Below are 19,346 nucleotides of genomic sequence, written 5' to 3'. Positions count from 1 at the left end.
CAGACGGCCGCCCCGCGCATTGTTACGCTTACTTGCCGATCTGGTCGAGGATGCCCTGTCCCCACTCGACGCCGACATCTTCCAGAACGACGGGCCAGACCTCGGCGCGCACCTTCTCGGCCATTGCGCCGAGTTCATCGGCGTTCAGCTGGACGACCTTGGTGCCAAGCTCGTCGGCCAGACGCTGCTCCCATTTGCCCTGATCCTCTTCGGCAACGGTCCAGCGCTGCGCCTCGAACTCGGCCGCGGCGGCCTTGAGCGCCTCCTGATCCTCGGCGTCAAGCTCGGCCAGCGAGCCGTTCGAGATGATCATGTACCACACCTCGAAATGGGTGTTGGCCGGGATGTAGGCCTTGGTCACGTCGCGGAAGGAGGCATAGTAGCCCTCGGCGCCCGAACCGATCACACCGTCGACCACGCCAGTCTGAACGGCGGTGAAGGCCTCGGAGAACGGGATCGGGGCCGGGATGTAGCCCAGCGCCTCGCCGGTCAACTGGAAGCTCTTGATACCCGGCACGCGCACCTTGATGCCGTTCGACTGCGACGGATCGCCCGGATTCACCGGGTCGGTGTTCAGCGAAATGCCCCCGAAATAAACCGGATAGGCGGCCAGCATGGTGATGTCCTGCTTGGCGTAGAGCTCGGCCATCACCTCGCGGACGGCGCCGCCGGGGCCATAGATCTTGCGCGCTTCTTCCCAGTTGCTGGCCAGGAAGGGGAACGAGCTGATCTGCATGCGGCGGTCGGCGGCAGACGCGGCGGGCTGCGTCGCCATGTCGATGGCGCCCACGCTGATGCGTTCCTGCACGGTGGTGTAGTCGCCCAGCGCCGAGGCCGGGAAGATCTCGATGTTGACGTCACCGCCGGTGGCCTCGGCGACATCCGCCGCAAAGGCGCGCAGTTCGACGTCGATGGTGGTGTCCTGCGGGCGCACATGGCTCATCTTCAGGTCCGCGGCGGATGCCACGCCGGCCAGGGCCATCAGGGCAGCGGCGGCGGTGCCGGTCAGAAAGTGTTTCATGGGTAGTCTCCTCCGATTTGTTGGAATGTCAGGGTGGTGGTCAGTAGCCGAACAGGCTCGGCAAGAAGAGCGACAGGTCGGGCCAGAGAGAGGTCAGGAACACGACCGGGACGTAACCCGTCACGATCAGGATCATCGCGGGCGGGATCACCTTGGTGACCTTCACGTTCCCGATCCGCGCCCCGAGATACAGGATCGAGGCATAGGGCGGGGTCACGCCGCCCATGGCGGTGTTGACGCCCATGATCGCGGCGAACTGCACCGGGCTGACCCCGATCGCGTTCATCAGCGGCAGCAGCAGCGGCGCGATCAGGATGATGGCGGTCACGTCGTTCACCACCATGCCGACCAAGAACAGCAGGATGTTGATGAGGATCAGCAGCAGAACCTTGTTCTCGGTGATGCCGAAGATGGCGCTGACCAGCTGCTGCGGAATGCTTTCATAGACGAACATCTGGCCCAGGATCATCGAGAACAGGATCATGAACATGATCGCGCCGACGGCGGTCGCGGCCTCTTTCCCGGCTTCCAAGAACTTGTCCCACCGCAGGCCCTTGTAGACGAAGAACCCGACCGGGATGGCATAGATCACCGACAGGGCGGCGGCCTCGGTCGGGGTCATGATCCCGCCGTAGATGCCCCCGAGGATCATCACCGGCATCAGCAATGCAGGCGTCGCGTTGAAGCCGCGCTTGGCCACCTCGCTGGACAGCTCGCCAAAGCTGGGTTTCTCGTCGAGATGCAGGTTGAACTGGCGGGCCATGATCAGGTTCACGACCGAGAAGTTGAACATGATCAGCAGGCCCGGCCCCATCGTGGCCAGGAAGCAGGCCAGGATCGAGGTATCGGTCACCCAGCCATAGACGATCATCGTCACCGAGGGCGGGATCAGCAGGCCGAGGATCGAAGAGTTGGCAATCAGCGCGGTGGCGTATTCACGCGGATAGCCGCGTTTTTCCATCTCGGGGATCAGCAGCGGACCGATGGCGGCGATACCGGTCAGGCCCGAGCCCGAGATCGCCCCGATCACCGCGCAGGATACCGCGGCCACCACACCCAAGCCGCCGCGCACATGGCCGATGAAGGCGTTGACGAAACGCAGAAGCGAGGCCGCGATGCCGCTTTCCGACATGATCGTGCCGGCAAGAACGAACAGCGGGATGGCCAGCAGGACGGGGTTGCCGAGTTGCTGGAAACCCCACAGCATCATGCCCTTCATCGTCACGTCGCCGATGAAATACATCACCATCAGCGCCGCGCCGAAACAGTAGGGAAGCGGCACGCCCAGGGTCAGGGTGATGACGAGGATTGCAATGGCAAGAAGCGCGATCTCGATCATCTGGCCGCTCCGGTCGACAGGCTGCGGATGTGGCCCCAGAGGTGCCAGGCGGTGTAGATCATCATCAAAGTCACCCCCACGATGAGCGCCACGTCAGAGTAAAAGGTCGGGATGTAGAGCGTCGGGCTCTCTTTCCAGACGCGCCAGGCGTAGCGCGTGTAGTCCCATGCCCAGCTCCACAGCCACAACCCGACGATCAGGCTGATGATCTCGCCGACGATGGCGAGCACGATGTGCTGGCGCTCGGTGGTCAGAAAGATCTCGAGCACGTTGGCCCGGATATGCGTGTTCTCGCGCGAGGCATTCACCGCGCCCAGCATGTAGAGCCACACCGTCGGATACAGCATCGTCTCTTCCAGCCCCATGACCGGAACCTGAAGCACATAGCGCGTGATCACCTGGACGAACTGGCCTAGGGCCACGATGCTGATCAATCCAGTCAGAAGATATTTCGAGAACGTGTCCATGCTTCCTTTCGCCCGGGAAGTTTCCCTATCAGTTCCGGCAAAAATCGCTGGACAGGCGGCATAAAATCAATTTCAAAATATCTTTGCAGCCATCAATTCACTTTATACTCTGCCATGAACCTCTCGATCCGTCAGATCATCACCTTCCGCGAAGTCATGCGAAGCGGCTCGATTTCACAGGCGGCAAAGACCGTCGGTCGAACGCAACCGGCCGTCAGCACGATGATCGGCACCTTGGAGGACGAGTTGGGGTTTGCGCTGTTCATCCGCGAACACGGCAAGCTGACGCCCACGCCCGAGGCGCGCTATTTTCTTGAAGAATGCGAAGACATCATCGCGCGTCTCGACCGCACCAAGCAGACGCTCAGCGGGATCAGGTCGCTTGAGGCCGGCAAGCTCCGCGTCGCCTGTCACCCGGCCGCATCGGGCGTATTCATGCCCCGCCTGATGACCGAGTTTCTCAGGGGCAAGGACGAGGTCGAGGTCGCGCTGATCATGCGCTCATCGGCGATGATCGAGGATCTGATCGCCTCGCAGCAATTCGATCTCGGCTTTGCCGAAACCCCCGCGCCGCGCGCCTCGATCGACCAGACCGATTTCGATCTCGAATCCGTCTGCCTCGTTCCGGCCGGCGACCCGTTGGCATCCGCCCCAGTGATCACGCCCGATGATCTGAACGGCAAGCCCATGGCGACGCTGTTCGCAGGGCATCCCGCCGCCACCCAGATCGAAGAGGCGTTTCGCTCGGAGGGATGCCGGCTGAACAAACGCCTGGAACTGCGCACATTTCTGCCCGGGCTGCAATTCGTCGCCGCCGGGATGTGCTATATGGTCTGCGACATGATCACCGCCTACAGCCACCTGGTGCAGCGCAACACATCCGGCGGGCTTGTCATCAAGCGGTTCCGCCCACGCCTGAGCGACAGCATTTCGATCCTGACTCCGGGATATGCAACGCAATCCCTGTTGGCGCAGGCCTTTGCATCCCATCTCTCCAGCGCCATTCAGACCATGCGCGACGAGATCGAAAGAGCCCTTTGACACACAGAACGAACTGACCGCCCAAGCAGCGCCTGTGCCTGCCCGGCACGACCAAGACCTCGCCCGGTTTGAAGCCTGCTCATTCTAATCGCCACAGGTCACGAAGGGGCGGCAACTCCTGTGATTGCCACGCCGTGCGGCCGACGGGATCGGCTACGGGTTCCACGTTGTAAACATTCACCCATTTGAAAGCGTTCGCGTTTGAAAATTTTCTGGTGCACAAATGACAAAAGTCAATTTTCGCGATCGCTTGCTGGTCTATCGCATCAGTATCAGCAATGGGCCAAAAGGCTGGGCACTCGAGACGGAGTCGCGTGTGAGCAACAAGACATCCAGGCGGTCTTTTCTGAAAGGTGCCTTCGACAGGGCTGCGGCGATGCGGCCGGTTGGGGCCCTTCCCGCCATGGAATTCGAGGATGTCTGCACCGGTTGCGGGGACTGCGCACGCGCCTGCCCGGAAGGAATAATTTTCCGCGACAGCGAAGGGTTCCCAGTGGTCAAGCTGCGGCGCGGCGAATGCACCTTCTGCAACGCCTGCACCGACGCCTGCGACACCGGCGCCCTTGTGGCTGGCAACGCCTGGCCCTGGAGGGCTCGGGCAAAGGCTTCCTGTCTGTCCAGGAACGGCGTTCAGTGCCGGGCCTGTCAGGACCACTGTGAATCCCAGGCGATTCGCTTCCGCCTGCAGCCGGGTGGAAGCTCGCAGCCGCTGTTCGACGCCGACCTCTGTACCGGCTGCGGAGCATGTGCCGCCCCCTGCCCGGTCAACGCCATCGAGTTCACCGAAATAAGCCAGCAACTGGAGACCAGCAAATGCTGAACATCTGCGGATGCCTCGTCCACACGATGCCGGAAATGACCGAAAGCGTCATCGAGGCCATCAATGCGACCGAAGGCGGCGAAGTTCACGCCCACGAAGACGGACGCATTGTTGTCACCGTCGAGGACACGCCATCCCAACGCGCCTCGGATCAGATCATGGAAATGCATCAGATCCCCGGCGTGCTGACGATCACACTCACCTATCACCATTTCGAGGAACTGGACGAAAGCGCCGAAGCCCTCGACCAACCTCTTCACTGAACGGGAGATCAGCCCATGACCTTGCCAACTTCCCGCCGCTCCTTCCTGAAGGCCACGGCCGCCGCCGCGACGGCCTCGGCCGCAGGGATCACCCTGCCGAACGGCGCCAAAGCCCAACTCTCGGCACCTGACATTCGCTGGGACAAGGCGGCCTGCCGTTTCTGCGGCACCGGCTGCTCGGTCCTCGTCGGCGTCAAGGACGGCCACGTCGTGGCGACCCAGGGCGACCCCGAGGCCCCGGTGAACCGCGGCCTGAACTGCATCAAGGGCTATTTCCTGTCCAAGATCATGTACGGCAAGGACCGCCTGACCACGCCGCTGCTGCGCAAGTCGAACGGCGTCTATGACAAGAACGGCGAGTTTGAGCCGGTCAGTTGGGACGAAGCCTTCGACATCATGGCCGAGAAGTGGAAAGAGGCCCTCGCCAAGAAAGGCCCGACCTCGGTCGGCATGTTCGGATCCGGCCAGTGGACCGTCTGGGAAGGCTACGCCGCCGCCAAGTTCATGAAGGCCGGCCTGCGCTCGAACAACATCGACCCCAACGCGCGGCACTGCATGGCCTCGGCCGTGGCCGCATTCATCCGCGCCTTCGGCATCGACGAGCCGATGGGCTGCTATGACGACCTCGAGCACGCAGACACCTTCGTTCTTTGGGGCTCGAACATGGCAGAGATGCACCCGATCCTGTGGTCGCGCCTGACCGATACCCGCCTGACCAAACCGGGTTGCGAGGTGCACGTTCTTTCGACCTTCGAACATCGCAGTTTCGAACTGGCCGACAACGGCATGATCTTCACGCCGCAGACCGACTTGGCGATCCTCAACTACATCGCCAACTACATCATCCAGAACGGCGCGGTGAACGAGGAGTTCGTCAAGAACCACGTCAACATCACCAAGACGGCCACCGACATCGGTTACGGCCTGCGCCCGAACGACCCGCGCGAGCAGAACGCGGCGAACCCGGCCCACGAAGGCAAGCACGGCAAGCTGACCCCGATCACCTTCGAGGAATACGCCGAAGCGGTCTCCGAATACACGCTCGAGAAGGTGTCCGAGATGTCCGGCGTCCCGGCCAACCAGCTGGAGCGTCTGGCCAAGCAATATGCGGACCCGAACCGCAAGGTCATGTCGCTGTGGACCATGGGCTTCAACCAGCACACGCGCGGTTCGTGGGTGAACGGGCTGCTCTACAACGTGCACCTGCTGACCGGCAAGATCTCCGAGCCGGGCAACTCGCCCTTCTCGCTCACGGGTCAACCTTCGGCCTGCGGCACCGCGCGCGAGGTAGGCACCTTTGCCCACCGCCTGCCGGCCGACATGGTCGTGATGAACGACAAGCACCGCGAGATCTGCGAAACGGCCTGGGGCATCCCGGCCGGCACCATCCCGGCCAAGCCCGGCTTCCACGCCGTGCTGCAGCACCGCAAGCTGAAAGACGGGGATCTGAACGCCTATTGGGTGCAGTGCACCAACAACATGCAGGCGGCACCCAACATCAACGAGGAAGGCCTGCCGGGCTATCGCAACCCCGAAAACTTCATCGTTGTCTCCGACCCCTACCCGACCGTCACGGCGATGTCGGCGGACCTGATCCTGCCCACCGCCATGTGGGTCGAGAAGGAAGGCGCCTACGGCAACGCCGAACGCCGCACCCAGTTCTGGCGCCAGCAGGTCAAGGCACCGGGCGAGGCGAAATCCGACGTCTGGCAGGTGATGGAGTTCTCCAAGCGCTTCACCACCGACGAGGTCTGGCCCGCCGAGCTGCTCGACCAGAAACCGGAACTGCGCGGCAAGACTCTGTTCGAGGTGCTGTTCAAGAACGGTGTCGTGGACAAGTTCCCGCTGAGCGAAACCGCCGAAGGCTTTGACAACGACGAAAGCCAGCACTTCGGCTTCTACGTCCAGAAGGGTCTGTTCGAAGAATATGCCTCGTTCGGCCGCGGCAAAGCACACGACCTGGCCGATTTCGACACCTACCACAAGGCGCGCGGGCTGCGTTGGCCGGTGGTTGACGGCAAGGAAACGCTCTATCGCTTCCGCGAAGGCTATGACCCCTATGTCAAACCCGGCGAGGGCGTGAAGTTCTACGGCAAGAAGGACGGCAAGGCGAACATCATCTTTGCCCCCTACGAGCCGCCGGCGGAAAGCCCGGATGACGAATTCGACCTGTGGCTGGTCACCGGCCGCGTGCTGGAACACTGGCACTCGGGCTCGATGACCCGCCGCGTGCCGGAACTCCACCGGTCGTTCCCTGCCGCCGTGCTGTTCATGCACCCCGAAGACGCCAAGGAGCGGGGTCTGCGCCGCGGTCAGGAAGTGACGGTCTCGACCCGTCGTGGCGAGGTTCTGACCCGGGTCGAAACCCGCGGCCGCAACAAGATGCCGCGCGGGGTCGTGTTCCATCCGTGGTTCGACGAGGGTCAGCTGACCAACAAGCTGACGCTCGACGCGACCTGCCCGATCTCGAAAGAGACCGACTTCAAGAAATGCGCCTGCAAGGTCGAGCGCGCATAAGCTGAAGTAAACAAGGAGAAAACCCGTGTCCGCCTCAAAACCCAAAGCCAAGTCGATGGATCGGCGCCGTTTCCTGCAGGATTCGGCACGCGGCATCGCGGGCTGCGCGGTGGCGGGCATGGGACTGTCACACCTGATTTCCGACGCCCGCGCCCTGCCGGCGCAGGCGCTGCGCCCGCCCGGAGCATTGGAAGAGGACGAGTTTCTCGCCGCCTGCATCCGCTGCGGTCTGTGCGTTCGGGATTGCCCCTATGACACGCTGAAGCTGGCCGAACTGGGCGAAGACGGCCCGGCGACCGGAACGCCGTTCTTCACCGCCCGCGACGTCCCCTGCGAGATGTGCGAGGACATTCCCTGCGTCGCCGCCTGCCCGACGGGGGCGCTCGACAAGTCGCTCGACAATATCGACGACGCCAAGATGGGCGTGGCGGTTCTGATCGACGAAGAGAACTGCCTGAACGCCCTGGGCCTGCGTTGTGACGTCTGCTACCGCGTCTGCCCGGTGATCGACGCGGCGATCACCCTGGAACTGGCGCATAACGAACGCTCGGGCCATCACGCGATTTTCATGCCCACGGTGCATGCCGACAAATGCACCGGCTGCGGCAAGTGCGAGAAGTCCTGCGTTCTGCCAGGCGAGTCCGCGATCAAGGTTCTTCCGATGCGGATCGCCCGCGCCGAGGCCGCGGAGCACTACAAACTTGGCTGGGAGGACAGAAACCCGCTGGTCGATGAACTCATCGACCTGCCCGACCGCCTGCCCGGACCGGGCACGGACAATCTTGCGGCGCCGGGTGGGTTCGAACCATCGTTCAAACTGCCCGGAACCGAAGGAGCAGGCCAATGAGCGGCAAGACAAAGCTCCCTGTCGGCCAGGAGGCAATCGAGAAATTCGGCTGGCTGCGCGCGCACCGGTTCCTGCTGCTGCGCCGCGCCTCGCAACTGCTGTTCCTCGGCCTGTTCCTGATGGGTCCGTGGTTCGGCATCTGGTGGGTCAAGGGCAACCTGTCGGGGTCGCTGACCTTTGACATTCTGCCGCTGACCGACCCGTTCATCACGATACAGTCGATGGTCGCCGGGCACTGGCCCGAACTGACCGCCCTGATCGGCGCGATCATCGTCGGGGTCGCCTACGCCCTGATCGGCGGCCGCGTCTATTGTTCCTGGGTTTGCCCGATCAACCCGGTAACCGACGGCGCCCATTGGCTGCACGAAAAGCTGGGCATGCCGAAAGGCTGGCAACCGAAACGCGGGACGCGTTACTGGGTGCTGGCCATGGTTCTGGCCGTTTCGGCCCTGACCGGAACCATCGCCTGGGAATTCGTGAACCCGATCAGCATGCTGCACCGGGGCCTGATCTTTGGCATGGGCTTTGCCTGGGCCTTCGTCCTGTCGGTCTTCGTGTTCGACCTGTTCATCTCGCGCCGGGGCTGGTGCGGCCACCTTTGCCCGGTGGGCGCGTTCTACGGCCTGCTGGGCAGCAAGTCGGTGCTGCGCGTGTCGGCGCCGAAACGGTCCGAATGCGACGACTGCATGGATTGCTTTGCCGTCTGCCCCGAAATGCACGTGATCGCCCCTGCCCTGCGCGGCCAGGACGGTGACACGCCGCTCATCCTTTCCCCCGACTGCACGAACTGCGGTCGCTGCATCGACGTCTGCGCCATGGACGTCTTCCGCTTCACCCACCGTTTCGACGACACGCCCGCACCGGGACGTGAAACCCGAACAAGAACTCAACCTGCATCCGGGGCCAGCCGCGCCGCCTGAGCAAGCAACGGAGTAAATAGAAATGAGAAAGCAAGCCTTCACCAGCGCCCTCGCCGCAACGGCCTTGTTCGCCCTTGCCGGCTTTGCCATCGCCCAGACCGTCGGCGGCCCTGTTCAGTCGCTGCGTGGAGCCGATGTCGACGAACAGGTCAACGTTCCGGACAACTTCACGCAGGAAAAGAAGCGCTTTACCCGCAATTACCGCCAGCAGCCTCCGCTGATCCCGCATTCGGTGGACCAGTACCAGGTTGACCTGAAGGCGAACCGCTGCCTCAGCTGCCACGACTGGACCACGGCCGGCGAGCGCAACGCGCCTACCCTGTCGATGACGCACTACCTGGACCGCGACGGCAACCAGCTGGATCGCGTCGCCGGAACCCGTTGGTTCTGCACCCAATGCCACGTGCCGCAGGCGGATGCCCCGGCTCTGGTCGACAACACCTTCCAGGCCTCCAGCGGCAACTGACGCGGGTGTGACCGAGAGCGAGGAACAGAACGATGACCGATAACAACATTGAAGAAAAGCGCCCCGGTTTCTTTGGTCGCCTGTGGAACTGGCTGAAAACCCCGGTCGGCGCGATAAGCCTCGGCTTCCTGGTGGTGATCTGCTTCGTGGCCGGTATCCTGTTCTGGGGTGGCTTCCACTGGGCCATGGAAATGACCAACAACGAGGAATTCTGCGTCTCGTGCCATGAGATGCGGGACAACGTCTATGCCGAGTATCAGGGCACCGTTCACCAGAACAACTCGTCTGGCGTACGCGCGACCTGCCCGGATTGCCACGTTCCCAAAGCCTGGGGGCCGAAAGTTATCCGCAAGATTCAGGCGACACGAGAGCTTTACGGCCACTTCGTGACCGGTGTCGTGGACACGCCCGAGAAGTTCGACGAGCATCGCCTCTACCTGGCCACGCGCGTCTGGACGGCGATGAAAAAAACCGACTCGCGCGAGTGCCGCAACTGCCACAAGTTCGAGTTCATGGACTTCACCGAGCAGGAAAACCGCGCCGCCCAGAACCACCAGAAAGCTCTGGACGAAGGCAAGACCTGCATCGACTGCCACCAGGGCGTCGCGCACGAACTGCCCGAGGGTTACCTGGAGGCCTACAAGGAGGTCGCGGCCGAGATCGAGGGCAAATAATAGGCGATCCCCTTCTAGCTCGCTCAGCAAACGCCGCCATTTCAAGTGGCGGCGTTCTGCGTTCCAATCGTGGGTATCGGCGGTCAGCCCCGCAAAGCCGTGAGTGTCTTGAGCGAAGCAGGATGCCTCACCAAACCACGGCGGGCCGCGCCACCATCGTTGACTTGACTCTACTTAAAGTAGTACGCTTGCAGCATACCCTCGGAGAAAGGTTTGTTAATCGCAAGAGCCTTGAGGCGTGGATGTGGGGAGGATGAAGAGAGAGCGCCTCCCCACATTGCTGCAACAACCGTCGCACAAACAGTCCCCCAATCATCACTTGGCCCAGCCGCCAAAAAAAGGATCGCCCGTTGTCTTGGAGCACGGTCACTCTCCAGAGCGGCTGAAAACACCGAAACTCTGGGCAATCTGCCGGCTGCCACCTTGAATCGTGCAATCTGAACAAAAGCTTGATGTTCGCGTACTCAATCCCGGGCAGAGGCCAAGGATATTGCAAGGCCCCGGTCCGGGCTCGTCATCTACGTTCACGCAGGAATCCAAGCAGACTACCCCGGGGGGCCGACGATATCTTTCCTGACGATGATTGCCTGAAATTCAGTCGGGACTGCAACCATGGCGGCGCGCCCCGCCCACAAAGGGCACTCATGGGGCAGCATTGCATCCGGCCAAGAAGCCATTTGGAAACTTGGGATCTGGTGCGGTCGAGAAGACTCGAACTTCCACGGGTGTTACCCCACAGCGACCTCAACGCTGCGCGTCTACCAATTCCGCCACGACCGCACTGCCAGTGACTTGGTAGAGGCGCGTATAGACGCTCGTGCCGGGGATGTGAAGAGGCAAAAATCGCTTTGGATTGATTTCCCCAAGCTCTCCCATATCTCTAGTGCCAATGCGTGGAAAACTTGAGTTGCAGGAGCCCTTGATGACTGACTCGGACAACCGCCCGATCGTGCAGATCGACATTGTTTCGGACGTTGTCTGCCCCTGGTGCATCGTCGGCTTTCGGCAACTGGACCAGGCGCTGGCCGAACTGGGCGTTCTGGCGCGACTCAGGTGGCACCCGTTCGAGCTGAACCCCGAGATGGGACCAGAGGGACAGAACCTGCGTGAACACATCATGGAAAAATACGGATCGACAGCTGAGCAAAGCCAGCAGGCGCGCGACCGCCTGACGGCCCTCGGTGCCGATCTGGGGTTCACCTTCAACTTCGACGACGACAGCCGGATCGTGAACACCTTCAAGGCGCATCAGCTGTTGGACTGGGCCGAAGGCCAGGGCCGGCAGCACCCGCTGAAGATGGCGCTGTTCAAGGCCTATTTCACGGACCAAAAGGATGTCTCGGACACAGATGTCCTGATCGAAGCGGCGCAATCTGCCGGGCTCGACCCGGAAGAGGCCAGGCAAGCGCTTGCCTCGGGCGCTCACGTCACCCCGGTTCGCGAAAAACAGCGTTTCTGGATCGGCCACGGCGTCTCGGGCGTTCCATCCATGGTGTTCGGCGGCAAATACCTGGTGACCGGCGCACAGGGAACCGAGGTCTACAGGCAACTCCTCGAACGCTGCCTGTCCGAGGCCGCCTGACCCCCCTTTCACCCGCCCCTGCTTCGCGATATTCACGCAGCATGGAATGGAAGATCACAGACGGTTTGACCGACTACGACCAGGCGGTTGCCTTCATGGAAGAGCGCGTCGCCGCCATAGCGGCAGGCGAGGCCGAGGAATGCATCTGGCTGCTCGAGCATCCGCCGCTCTATACGGCCGGCACCTCGGCACGCCGCGAGGACCTGACCGACCCCGACCGGTTTCCCGTCTACGAAAGCAAGCGCGGCGGCCAATATACCTATCACGGCCCCGGGCAACGCGTCGTCTATGTCATGCTGGACGTGGGCAAGCGCGGCCATGACGTGCGCCGCTTCGTGCAGCAACTCGAGGAATGGGTGATCGCGGCACTGGCCGAATTCAACCTGCGCGGCGAAATCCGCGAGGGACGGGTCGGTGTCTGGGTGCAGCGCAAGGACAAGCCGCTGACCGCAGCCGGCAAGCCCGCCGAAGACAAGATCGCGGCGATCGGCATCCGCCTGCGGAAATGGGTGAGCTTTCACGGCATCTCGATCAATGTCGAACCGGATCTGGACCATTTTTCGGGAATCGTGCCCTGTGGCATTTCGGATTATGGCGTGACGTCCCTCGTCGATCTCGGCCTGCCCGTCACCATGGCGGACGTGGACGTGGCGTTGCGCAAAACGTTCGACCAGATATTCCAGCCACTCGATGCCTGACGCCTGTCCCTGTTCCGACACTGGGACAGATTACGGGTGATCCGCTCCCGCGGACTCTCGAAACCGCAGTTTTCTTGGGTTTTCGACTCGGAATTTGCAGCCAAAACCCATTCCTTTCCTCCGGCTTTGTCAACAATCGCGGCGAAACCAACCCTATGTTTCACCTTGAGAGCCGAAGAAAATCGCGTTTTCAGGAAATTTTCCTTTGTTTTCAATAAAACCCCGAATGCGCCGAGGACAGGAAAACGACTGCCGGGTTATACTGAACTTGCCAGTCCAGAGTGAGTGGTTGGTTAAATGCCGGACATCATGGTCACACCCGTGAGACCCGACATTGTGTTTTGAGTACGAGTTTGCCGTTCCGACCCCATATCGGAACGGCATTTTCTTTTTCGGGGCGGCCTGACCTAGCGATCCTGCCCGAACCGCGCCGGGCCGACGCAGGCATGCGATGAACATTCCAGTTCCAATGTCGTGTGGGAAACGCTGAACTGCTCCTCCAACTCATCCTTGACCCTTGCCTTGATCCCGTCGGCCCGTGCCCATGCGCCCGGCTCGATCACCAGATGCGCCGTCAGCGCCGCCTCGCGTTCCTGCATGCTCCACAGGTGGACATGGTGCACCTCGCGCACGCCGTCCACGGCCTCGATCGCGCCGGCCACCTGCTCGGGGTCCAGACCCGGCGGCGTGCCCAGCATCAGCACGCGGATCGCCTCTCCGATCTCTGCCCGGACATGCCACAGGATGTAGGCGGCGATCAGGATCGTCACCACCGGATCCACCCATGTCCAGCCGAACAGGATGACGGCACCCCCGGCAAGGATCACCGCAACCGACCCCAAGGCATCGGCCAGGTTGTGCAGAAAGGCCGCCCGGATGTTCATGCTGTCCTTGGCCATGGCATAGGTCAGCGCCGCCGTGACCAGATCGACGACCAGAGCCAGCGCGGCAACCCAGACCACCAGCCAGCCATTGATCGTCTCCGGCTCGAAGAACCGCGTGACACCTTCGTAAAGCAGGTAAAGCGACAGCACGACCAGCGTGGTGTAATTGATCAGCGCCGCGACGACCTCGGCCCGGCCATAGCCAAAGCTCATCCGCTCGTCGGCGAGACGGCGGGCAATCTTTCGGGCGACAAAGGCAATGATAAGCGAGACTGCATCCGAGAAATTGTGCAGCGCGTCCGCGATCAGCGCCAGCGAGCCCGAGAATATCCCGCCGATCACCTGCGCCAATGTGAGAAACATGTTGACCGCAATGGCCCAGGCCACCCGGGCGTCCCCGGCATCGGCGGCGATCGGATGGTGGTGATGCCCGTGCGAATGATCATGCGGCATGAAACGCAGTCCTTGTCTGGATCATGACCAACACCTAATTCCTCTAGTGACTAGAGGTTCAAGGGGGTCTGTGAAAAATGTTCACGATCGGAGAGCTGTCCCGGCGCACCGGCGTCAAGGTGCCCACGATCCGGTTCTACGAGGACAAGGGTCTGCTGCCGTCCCCGGAGCGCACGGCCGGCAACCAGAGGCGCTATGACAAACCCTCGCTGGACCGGCTGCAATTCATCAAGCACACGCGCGACCTGGGCCTGCCGCTGGCGGATGTCGAGGCGCTGTTGTCTCTTGAGGGGGCAAGGGGCGACGAGTTGGATCGTGCGCATGAGATCGCCGAACGGCAGCTGGCCGACCTGCGAGACAGGATCTCCCGTCTGCAACGGCTGGAATCCGAACTTGCCCGGATTGCCGCCGCTTGCGACGGGCAGCACGACCATGTCTGCGCCGTGCTGCACGCCTTTGGCGATCACGATACCTGTTCAGGGTCGCACTAGACGCGACTGGGCCGCTCAGGCCAGCGCCGCCCGGATCTTTTCCGCATGGGCCGCGATTTCCTGCATGTCGCCCATCTGACCCGGCGGGCGCAGGCGGTCGCCTTCGTGGCGCGGCAGAACGTGGAAATGCATGTGAAACACCTCCTGCCCGCCGGCGGCCTCGTTGAACTGCTGGATGGTCACGCCTTCGGCTCCAAAGGCCTTCATCACCGCGTGGCTCAGTTTCTGAACGGTATTCATGACCGCAGCCAGTTGTTCCGGCGAAGCGTCCAGCACGTTTCGGCACGGGGTCTTGGGGATCACCAGCAGATGCCCGTCCGCGCGCGGCATGATGTCCATGAAGGCCAGCGTCTCGTCGTCCTCGTAGACGCGGGTCGCGGGGATTTCGCCCCTGAGGATCTTGGCGAAGATGTTTTCGGGATCGTATGCGGGCATTGGGTCCTCTCCATTCTTGCGTGATCCCGTTCTGCGCGTCCTGGCCGAGGCGGTCAAGCAGGCAGAGGAGACCCCTCACCAAAGACCGGACAGGCGTCCTTTTCCCGACGGCACGACCCACAACCACGAAGGGGATTCAGGGCACCCGCGACAATAATTCTTGATCTAGATCAAACTCCACCATTGAAGGCATGCCCCTCACATTCTAAAACCGGCAGGAATCCCCGCGCGCCGGAGAGGTCCGGCAGCGCGGTTTAGTTGCAACAGGAGGCACCTAAATGGCAGACGCAGCCATTCATGGTCACGAGCATGAAGATCAGCGCGGCTTCTTCACCCGCTGGTTCATGTCGACCAACCACAAGGACATCGGGATCCTTTACCTGGTATTCTCGGCAATCGCCGGTCTGATCTCGGTTCTGATGACCGTTTACATGCGGCTCGAGCTTATGCATCCGGGCGTCCAGTACATGTGCATGGAAGGCTTCATGGCCGACCCCTGCACCCCCAACGGGCACGTCTGGAACGTGATGATCACCTATCACGGCGTCCTGATGATGTTCTTCGTGGTCATCCCGGCCCTGTTCGGCGGTTTCGGCAACTATTTCATGCCGTTGCAGATCGGTGCCCCGGACATGGCGTTCCCGCGGATGAACAACCTGTCCTTCTGGCTGTATGTCGCCGGCACCTCGCTGGGCGTTGCCTCGATGCTGTCGCCGGGCGGCAATGACCAGCTGGGTTCGGGCGTGGGATGGGTGCTCTATCCCCCGCTGTCGACGACCGAAGGCGGCATGTCGATGGACCTTGCGATCTTTGCCGTGCACGTTTCGGGCGCCTCCTCGATCCTCGGCGCGATCAACATGATCACGACCTTCCTGAACATGCGCGCCCCGGGCATGACCCTGTTCAAGGTGCCACTGTTCTCGTGGTCGATCTTCGTCACCTCGTGGCTGATCCTGCTGTCGCTGCCGGTTCTGGCCGGCGCCATCACCATGCTGCTGATGGACCGCAACTTCGGCTTCACCTTCTTTGATCCGGCAGGCGGCGGTGACCCGGTCCTGTATCAGCACATCCTGTGGTTCTTCGGCCACCCGGAAGTGTACATCGTGATCCTGCCGGGCTTCGGCATCATCAGCCACGTCATCGCCACCTTCTCGCGCAAGCCGATCTTCGGCTACCTGCCGATGGTCTGGGCCATCATCGCGATCGGTTTCCTGGGCTTCGTCGTGTGGGCACACCACATGTACACCGTCGGCATGTCGCTGCGTCAGCAGGCCTATTTCATGCTGGCCACGATGGTCATCGCGGTTCCGACCGGCGTCAAGGTCTTCTCGTGGATCGCCACCATGTGGGGCGGCTCGATCGAGTTCAAGACGCCGATGATGTTCGCCTTCGGCTTCCTGTTCCTGTTCACCGTCGGCGGCGTGACCGGCGTGGTGCTGAGCCAGGCCGGCGTGGACCGTGCCTATCATGACACCTACTACGTGGTCGCACACTTCCACTACGTAATGAGCTTGGGTGCGGTGTTCGCGATCTTTGCCGGTATCTACTTCTACTTCGGCAAGATGACCGGGCGTCAGTATTCCGAGTTCTGGGGCAAGGTTCACTTCTGGACCTTCTTCATCGGCGCCAACCTGACCTTCTTCCCGCAGCACTTCCTGGGCCGTCAGGGCATGCCGCGCCGCTACATCGACTACCCCGAGGCCTTCGCCCAGTGGAACTATGTCTCGTCGATCGGCGCGTTCATCTCGTTCGCCTCGTTCCTGCTGTTCTTCGGCATCGTGTTCTATGCCCTGTTCCGTGGCGCACGCGTGACCCAGAACAATTACTGGAACGAATACGCGGACACGCTGGAATGGACCCTGCCCTCGCCGCCGCCCGAACACACGTTCGAGACGCTGCCCAAGCAGGAAGACTGGGACAAGGGCCACGCGCACTGATCCCGGCCTGACGGCAACTGACATGAAACCCCGCCGATTTCGGCGGGGTTTTTCTTTGAAGGCTCGGCAACAGGACGCGGCCTCCGGGAATCGCCAGAGGCTCAAAAATCCGCTATTCTCGATCGGGCTTTGTTTCGCATATTCCGGAGGCCCGCAGATGCCCGAGATTGATTTTTGGTATTCCATCGGCAGCACCTATTCCTTCCTCAGCATCATGCGGCTTCCCGATCTGGCCAGCGAAAGCGACGTCTCGGTCCGCTGGCGCCCGTTCAACGTGCGAACGGTAATGACCGAGCAGAACAACATTCCCTTCGCGGGCAAGCCGGCAAAATCCGCCTACATGTGGCGCGACATCGAGCGCCGCGCGGCCAAGTACGGGATCCACGCGAACCTGCCTGCGCCCTACCCGATTTCCGATCTTGCCCTGGCCAACCAGGTCGCCCTTCTGGGCATGGGAGCAGGTTGGGGCGAATTGTTCACCCGCAACCTCTACCGCATCTGGTTCGAAGACGGCGTCGAGGCCGGCAGTGAAACGGCCCTGTCCGAGGCCCTGCACCGCACCGAACAAGACCCCCTGCCCGTATTGACCCGCGCCCGCGAGCCCGAGGCCGTGCGCGCGCTGGAGGAAGAAACCAGGGCCGCCGTGGCGGCGGGCGTGTTTGGTGCACCGAGCTTTGTCGTCAACGGCGAATTGTTCTGGGGCGACGACCGGCTGGAGGACGCCCTGTCCTGGGCCAAGGTTGGCCATGTGGTCTGACCGCCCCGGACAGGATTCGGCTCGACACCAGCGACCGGGCTGCTAATTGAAAACACATGCCCTATGACTGGAAACGCAATTCGGGCGCCGTGCGTGAGTTGCACCTGTGGCCCCACAACTCTCTGCCGCCACGAGGTGTGATGGTGGTGGTGCTGGGCGTGTTCGCCCTGGGCAGCATTCCGCTTCTGGCGGTTCTTGGGTCTGTCGTTCTGTGGGGACTGCTGCCCTTTCTTCTGGTGGCGGTTCTGGGGCTTTGGCTTGCGTTGGAAATGAACTATCGCCACCGGCGGACGATCGAAGTGCTGACCCTGACCGACGACCAGGCCCAGCTGGTGCGCCACGAGCCCGGCGGACGCATTCAGGAATGGCATTGCAACCGCTACTGGGCGCAGGCGGAAATGCACGAAAAGGGCGGCCCGGTCCCGCACTACGTCACGCTGAAAGGCGGTGGGCGCGAGGTCGAGATCGGCTCTTTCCTGTCCGAGGACGAGCGCATTGCCCTGTTCGACGAACTGACCCGCGCCTTCAAGTCGTAGGTTTTTCTTGAGCGCGGCTCGGGCGGCTGGCTACACTCGATCATCTTCGGGTTCCAGTAAGAGTGAGATCATGTTCCGTTTTGCCCTTCCGGCCGCATTGTCGATCTTTGCCGCCTTTCCGCTTCAGGCCAGCGAGCAGGTCGCCTGCACGGTCATTGGGTGTGAAACGGTGAATATCGATGTGCCCAAGTTCAGCTCGGCCGACAGCTTTTCCGTGCAGGAGGTCTGGTCGGTCGTGAACGACATTCTCGCGGTTTCCGGTCTGGCCCCGAATTTCCAGGTGGTCGAAACCACCGAGGTCGGCAACGCGGCGGCCGTGGTCATCGAGGATGAACGCTATCTCGCCTTCAACCCGATCTGGATCGACCGCTACAAGGACGACCCGCTGGCCACCTGGCAGCTATACGGCATCATGGCCCACGAGGTAGGACATCACCTGCAGGGCCACACGCTGACAGGGCATGGCTCGCGGCCTCCGACCGAGCTGGAGGCGGATGAATATGCGGGCTTTGTTCTGGCGGCGCTTGGCGCGTCCCTCAGCCAGGCGCAATCGCTCTGGTCCACCTTGGGCGCCGAAGGATCGGCCACCCATCCGCCAAGGCACCAACGGCTTGCCGCGGTCGAGAGAGGCTGGAGCCGATACATCGACCGGCAGGGCGGAGGCACGGCAAAGTCGCCTGCCCAACCCGCGCCGCAGGCCAGCGCCACCCGCCCGGTGCGCGCCGGCGAGACCTGCCGCAGCCTGCTTCTGAACCTTGGCCCGGCCACGGCCTGCTCTTCGACCGCCCTCGCGCCGCAAGGCTCGAACAGCTACGGTATCACGCATCTGTTCGACGGCAACGGCAACACCGCCTGGGTCGAAGGCGTGCCGGGCAACGGCGAGGGCGAATATGTCGCCCTGACCTTCGACCAACCGGTTCGGCCCTCGCGCATCGTGCTGCGCAACGGTTACACGAAGTCCTCGAAATCCTATTGGGACAATGCCCGTGTTCAGGTGCTGGGCATCCTCGCCTCGGACGGCACGTCGCAGCAGGTCACCCTGTCGGACACGCCCGACTGGCAGGAAATACGCCTCGACAACCGCGAGGCGCTGGACTGGATCATGTTGCGCGTCGACAGCGTCTATCCCGGGCGCCGCTGGACCGACACGGCACTTTCCGAACTTTACGTTGAGTGACTGACGGCGCGGATGCCGTTT

General features: G+C 62.2%; 20 protein-coding genes and 1 tRNA gene. 15 read left to right on the top strand and 6 right to left on the bottom strand.

The window, feature by feature from the left end:
• Positions 1-28: 28 nt before the first annotated feature.
• From dctP to AVO45_RS01530, 3 genes are read right to left on the bottom strand one after another with little or no spacing between them, the layout of a single operon-like run.
• Positions 29-1,021 (bottom strand): TRAP transporter substrate-binding protein DctP, encoded by a 993-nt coding sequence (dctP, locus tag AVO45_RS01540; protein WP_068343753.1) that lies wholly within the window; start codon positions 1,019-1,021, stop codon positions 29-31.
• Positions 1,022-1,061: 40 nt separating this feature from the next.
• Complete coding sequence (locus tag AVO45_RS01535) at positions 1,062-2,360, bottom strand: TRAP transporter large permease (protein ID WP_068343750.1); 1,299 nt, start codon at positions 2,358-2,360, stop codon at positions 1,062-1,064.
• The gene (locus tag AVO45_RS01530; RefSeq protein WP_068343747.1) at positions 2,357-2,827 is read right to left on the bottom strand and encodes a TRAP transporter small permease; all 471 of its coding nucleotides are present in this window, start codon (positions 2,825-2,827) and stop codon (positions 2,357-2,359) included. The genes AVO45_RS01535 and AVO45_RS01530 overlap by 4 nt, the downstream gene beginning before the upstream one ends.
• Positions 2,828-2,941: 114 nt before the next feature.
• Here AVO45_RS01530 and AVO45_RS01525 point away from each other — a divergent pair, with 114 nt between their 5' ends.
• The 8 genes from AVO45_RS01525 to AVO45_RS01490 all read left to right on the top strand — a co-directional run bounded on the left by AVO45_RS01525 (position 2,942) and on the right by AVO45_RS01490 (position 10,375).
• Positions 2,942-3,868 carry a LysR family transcriptional regulator gene (locus AVO45_RS01525; protein WP_068343745.1) on the top strand — a complete coding sequence of 309 codons (927 nt, stop codon included), beginning with the start codon at positions 2,942-2,944 and terminating at the stop codon, positions 3,866-3,868.
• Positions 3,869-4,184: 316 nt separating this feature from the next.
• Positions 4,185-4,688: a ferredoxin-type protein NapF gene (gene napF / locus AVO45_RS01520; protein WP_068344671.1), complete on the top strand. Its 504-nt coding sequence runs from the start codon at positions 4,185-4,187 to the stop codon at positions 4,686-4,688.
• Positions 4,682-4,951 (top strand): chaperone NapD, encoded by a 270-nt coding sequence (locus tag AVO45_RS01515; RefSeq protein WP_240482036.1) that lies wholly within the window; start codon positions 4,682-4,684, stop codon positions 4,949-4,951. Before napF ends, AVO45_RS01515 begins: the two co-directional genes overlap by 7 nt.
• 15 nt (positions 4,952-4,966) lie before the next feature.
• On the top strand, positions 4,967-7,468 hold the full coding sequence (gene napA / locus AVO45_RS01510) for a nitrate reductase catalytic subunit NapA (protein WP_068343743.1): 2,502 nt from the start codon (positions 4,967-4,969) through the stop codon (positions 7,466-7,468).
• Positions 7,469-7,493: 25 nt separating this feature from the next.
• The gene (napG, locus tag AVO45_RS01505) at positions 7,494-8,315 is read left to right on the top strand and encodes a ferredoxin-type protein NapG (protein WP_240482035.1); all 822 of its coding nucleotides are present in this window, start codon (positions 7,494-7,496) and stop codon (positions 8,313-8,315) included.
• Positions 8,312-9,235, top strand: coding sequence for a quinol dehydrogenase ferredoxin subunit NapH (gene napH / locus AVO45_RS01500; RefSeq protein ID WP_068343737.1), 924 nt, complete (start codon positions 8,312-8,314; stop codon positions 9,233-9,235). Before napG ends, napH begins: the two co-directional genes overlap by 4 nt.
• A 22-nt stretch (positions 9,236-9,257) precedes the next feature.
• The gene (locus AVO45_RS01495; RefSeq protein WP_082688618.1) at positions 9,258-9,701 is read left to right on the top strand and encodes a nitrate reductase cytochrome c-type subunit; all 444 of its coding nucleotides are present in this window, start codon (positions 9,258-9,260) and stop codon (positions 9,699-9,701) included.
• A gap of 32 nt (positions 9,702-9,733) precedes the next feature.
• A complete protein-coding gene (locus AVO45_RS01490; RefSeq protein ID WP_068343735.1) occupies positions 9,734-10,375 on the top strand; it encodes a NapC/NirT family cytochrome c in 642 nt (213 codons plus the stop codon).
• Between the two features lie 693 nt (positions 10,376-11,068).
• Here AVO45_RS01490 and AVO45_RS01485 read toward each other — a convergent pair.
• Positions 11,069-11,155: transfer RNA gene (locus AVO45_RS01485), tRNA-Leu, on the bottom strand.
• A 142-nt stretch (positions 11,156-11,297) separates the two neighbouring features.
• On the opposite strand from AVO45_RS01485, the gene AVO45_RS01480 reads away from it, so the two are divergent.
• Together AVO45_RS01480 and lipB are read left to right on the top strand one after the other, a co-directional pair.
• On the top strand, positions 11,298-11,957 hold the full coding sequence (locus AVO45_RS01480) for a DsbA family oxidoreductase (RefSeq protein ID WP_068343731.1): 660 nt from the start codon (positions 11,298-11,300) through the stop codon (positions 11,955-11,957).
• Positions 11,954-12,655 carry a lipoyl(octanoyl) transferase LipB gene (gene lipB, locus AVO45_RS01475; RefSeq protein ID WP_276202389.1) on the top strand — a complete coding sequence of 234 codons (702 nt, stop codon included), beginning with the start codon at positions 11,954-11,956 and terminating at the stop codon, positions 12,653-12,655. Before AVO45_RS01480 ends, lipB begins: the two co-directional genes overlap by 4 nt.
• Before the next feature lie 407 nt (positions 12,656-13,062).
• On the opposite strand, the gene AVO45_RS01470 is transcribed toward lipB, so the two are convergent.
• Complete coding sequence (locus tag AVO45_RS01470; RefSeq protein ID WP_068343726.1) at positions 13,063-13,992, bottom strand: cation diffusion facilitator family transporter; 930 nt, start codon at positions 13,990-13,992, stop codon at positions 13,063-13,065.
• Between the two features lie 77 nt (positions 13,993-14,069).
• Between AVO45_RS01470 and AVO45_RS01465 the strand changes: the two genes are divergently transcribed.
• The gene (locus AVO45_RS01465) at positions 14,070-14,483 is read left to right on the top strand and encodes a MerR family transcriptional regulator (protein ID WP_068343723.1); all 414 of its coding nucleotides are present in this window, start codon (positions 14,070-14,072) and stop codon (positions 14,481-14,483) included.
• 15 nt (positions 14,484-14,498) lie between these two features.
• On the opposite strand, the gene AVO45_RS01460 is transcribed toward AVO45_RS01465, so the two are convergent.
• Entirely contained in the window at positions 14,499-14,918 is a 420-nt protein-coding gene (locus tag AVO45_RS01460; RefSeq protein WP_068343720.1) for an HIT family protein, read from the bottom strand.
• Between the two features lie 278 nt (positions 14,919-15,196).
• On the opposite strand from AVO45_RS01460, the gene ctaD reads away from it, so the two are divergent.
• The 4 genes from ctaD (at position 15,197) to AVO45_RS01440 (ending at position 19,325) form a co-directional block, all read left to right on the top strand.
• Positions 15,197-16,855: a cytochrome c oxidase subunit I gene (ctaD, locus tag AVO45_RS01455; protein ID WP_068343717.1), complete on the top strand. Its 1,659-nt coding sequence runs from the start codon at positions 15,197-15,199 to the stop codon at positions 16,853-16,855.
• Between the two features lie 157 nt (positions 16,856-17,012).
• On the top strand, positions 17,013-17,612 hold the full coding sequence (locus AVO45_RS01450; protein WP_068343715.1) for a 2-hydroxychromene-2-carboxylate isomerase: 600 nt from the start codon (positions 17,013-17,015) through the stop codon (positions 17,610-17,612).
• A 56-nt stretch (positions 17,613-17,668) separates the two neighbouring features.
• Complete coding sequence (locus AVO45_RS01445) at positions 17,669-18,148, top strand: DUF2244 domain-containing protein (RefSeq protein ID WP_068343712.1); 480 nt, start codon at positions 17,669-17,671, stop codon at positions 18,146-18,148.
• Between the two features lie 70 nt (positions 18,149-18,218).
• Complete coding sequence (locus AVO45_RS01440) at positions 18,219-19,325, top strand: NADase-type glycan-binding domain-containing protein (protein ID WP_068343709.1); 1,107 nt, start codon at positions 18,219-18,221, stop codon at positions 19,323-19,325.
• Positions 19,326-19,346 lie beyond the last annotated feature (21 nt).

This window comes from Ruegeria marisrubri (genome assembly GCF_001507595.1).
In the GTDB taxonomy this organism is placed as follows: Bacteria; Pseudomonadota; Alphaproteobacteria; order Rhodobacterales; family Rhodobacteraceae; genus Ruegeria; species Ruegeria marisrubri.
Note: the sequence above shows the minus strand (reverse complement) of the source record. Positions and strands in the feature narration are given on the sequence as shown.

Bases quoted from the DNA above. Each gene is read 5' to 3' on its own strand.
- AVO45_RS01495 (WP_082688618.1), top strand. From the start codon at position 9,258: ATGAGAAAGCAAGCCTTCACCAGCGCCCTCGCCGCAACGGCCTTGTTC.
- ctaD (WP_068343717.1), top strand. From the start codon at position 15,197: ATGGCAGACGCAGCCATTCATGGTCACGAGCATGAAGATCAGCGCGGC.
- AVO45_RS01450 (WP_068343715.1), top strand. From the start codon at position 17,013: ATGCCCGAGATTGATTTTTGGTATTCCATCGGCAGCACCTATTCCTTC.
- AVO45_RS01465 (WP_068343723.1), top strand. From the start codon at position 14,070: ATGTTCACGATCGGAGAGCTGTCCCGGCGCACCGGCGTCAAGGTGCCC.
- AVO45_RS01515 (WP_240482036.1), top strand. From the start codon at position 4,682: ATGCTGAACATCTGCGGATGCCTCGTCCACACGATGCCGGAAATGACC.
- AVO45_RS01490 (WP_068343735.1), top strand. From the start codon at position 9,734: ATGACCGATAACAACATTGAAGAAAAGCGCCCCGGTTTCTTTGGTCGC.
- AVO45_RS01470 (WP_068343726.1), bottom strand. From the start codon at position 13,992: ATGCCGCATGATCATTCGCACGGGCATCACCACCATCCGATCGCCGCC.
- AVO45_RS01480 (WP_068343731.1), top strand. From the start codon at position 11,298: ATGACTGACTCGGACAACCGCCCGATCGTGCAGATCGACATTGTTTCG.
- napH (WP_068343737.1), top strand. From the start codon at position 8,312: ATGAGCGGCAAGACAAAGCTCCCTGTCGGCCAGGAGGCAATCGAGAAA.
- AVO45_RS01525 (WP_068343745.1), top strand. From the start codon at position 2,942: ATGAACCTCTCGATCCGTCAGATCATCACCTTCCGCGAAGTCATGCGA.
- dctP (WP_068343753.1), bottom strand. From the start codon at position 1,021: ATGAAACACTTTCTGACCGGCACCGCCGCCGCTGCCCTGATGGCCCTG.
- AVO45_RS01535 (WP_068343750.1), bottom strand. From the start codon at position 2,360: ATGATCGAGATCGCGCTTCTTGCCATTGCAATCCTCGTCATCACCCTG.
- napA (WP_068343743.1), top strand. From the start codon at position 4,967: ATGACCTTGCCAACTTCCCGCCGCTCCTTCCTGAAGGCCACGGCCGCC.
- AVO45_RS01460 (WP_068343720.1), bottom strand. From the start codon at position 14,918: ATGCCCGCATACGATCCCGAAAACATCTTCGCCAAGATCCTCAGGGGC.
- AVO45_RS01445 (WP_068343712.1), top strand. From the start codon at position 17,669: ATGCCCTATGACTGGAAACGCAATTCGGGCGCCGTGCGTGAGTTGCAC.
- AVO45_RS01440 (WP_068343709.1), top strand. From the start codon at position 18,219: ATGTTCCGTTTTGCCCTTCCGGCCGCATTGTCGATCTTTGCCGCCTTT.
- AVO45_RS01530 (WP_068343747.1), bottom strand. From the start codon at position 2,827: ATGGACACGTTCTCGAAATATCTTCTGACTGGATTGATCAGCATCGTG.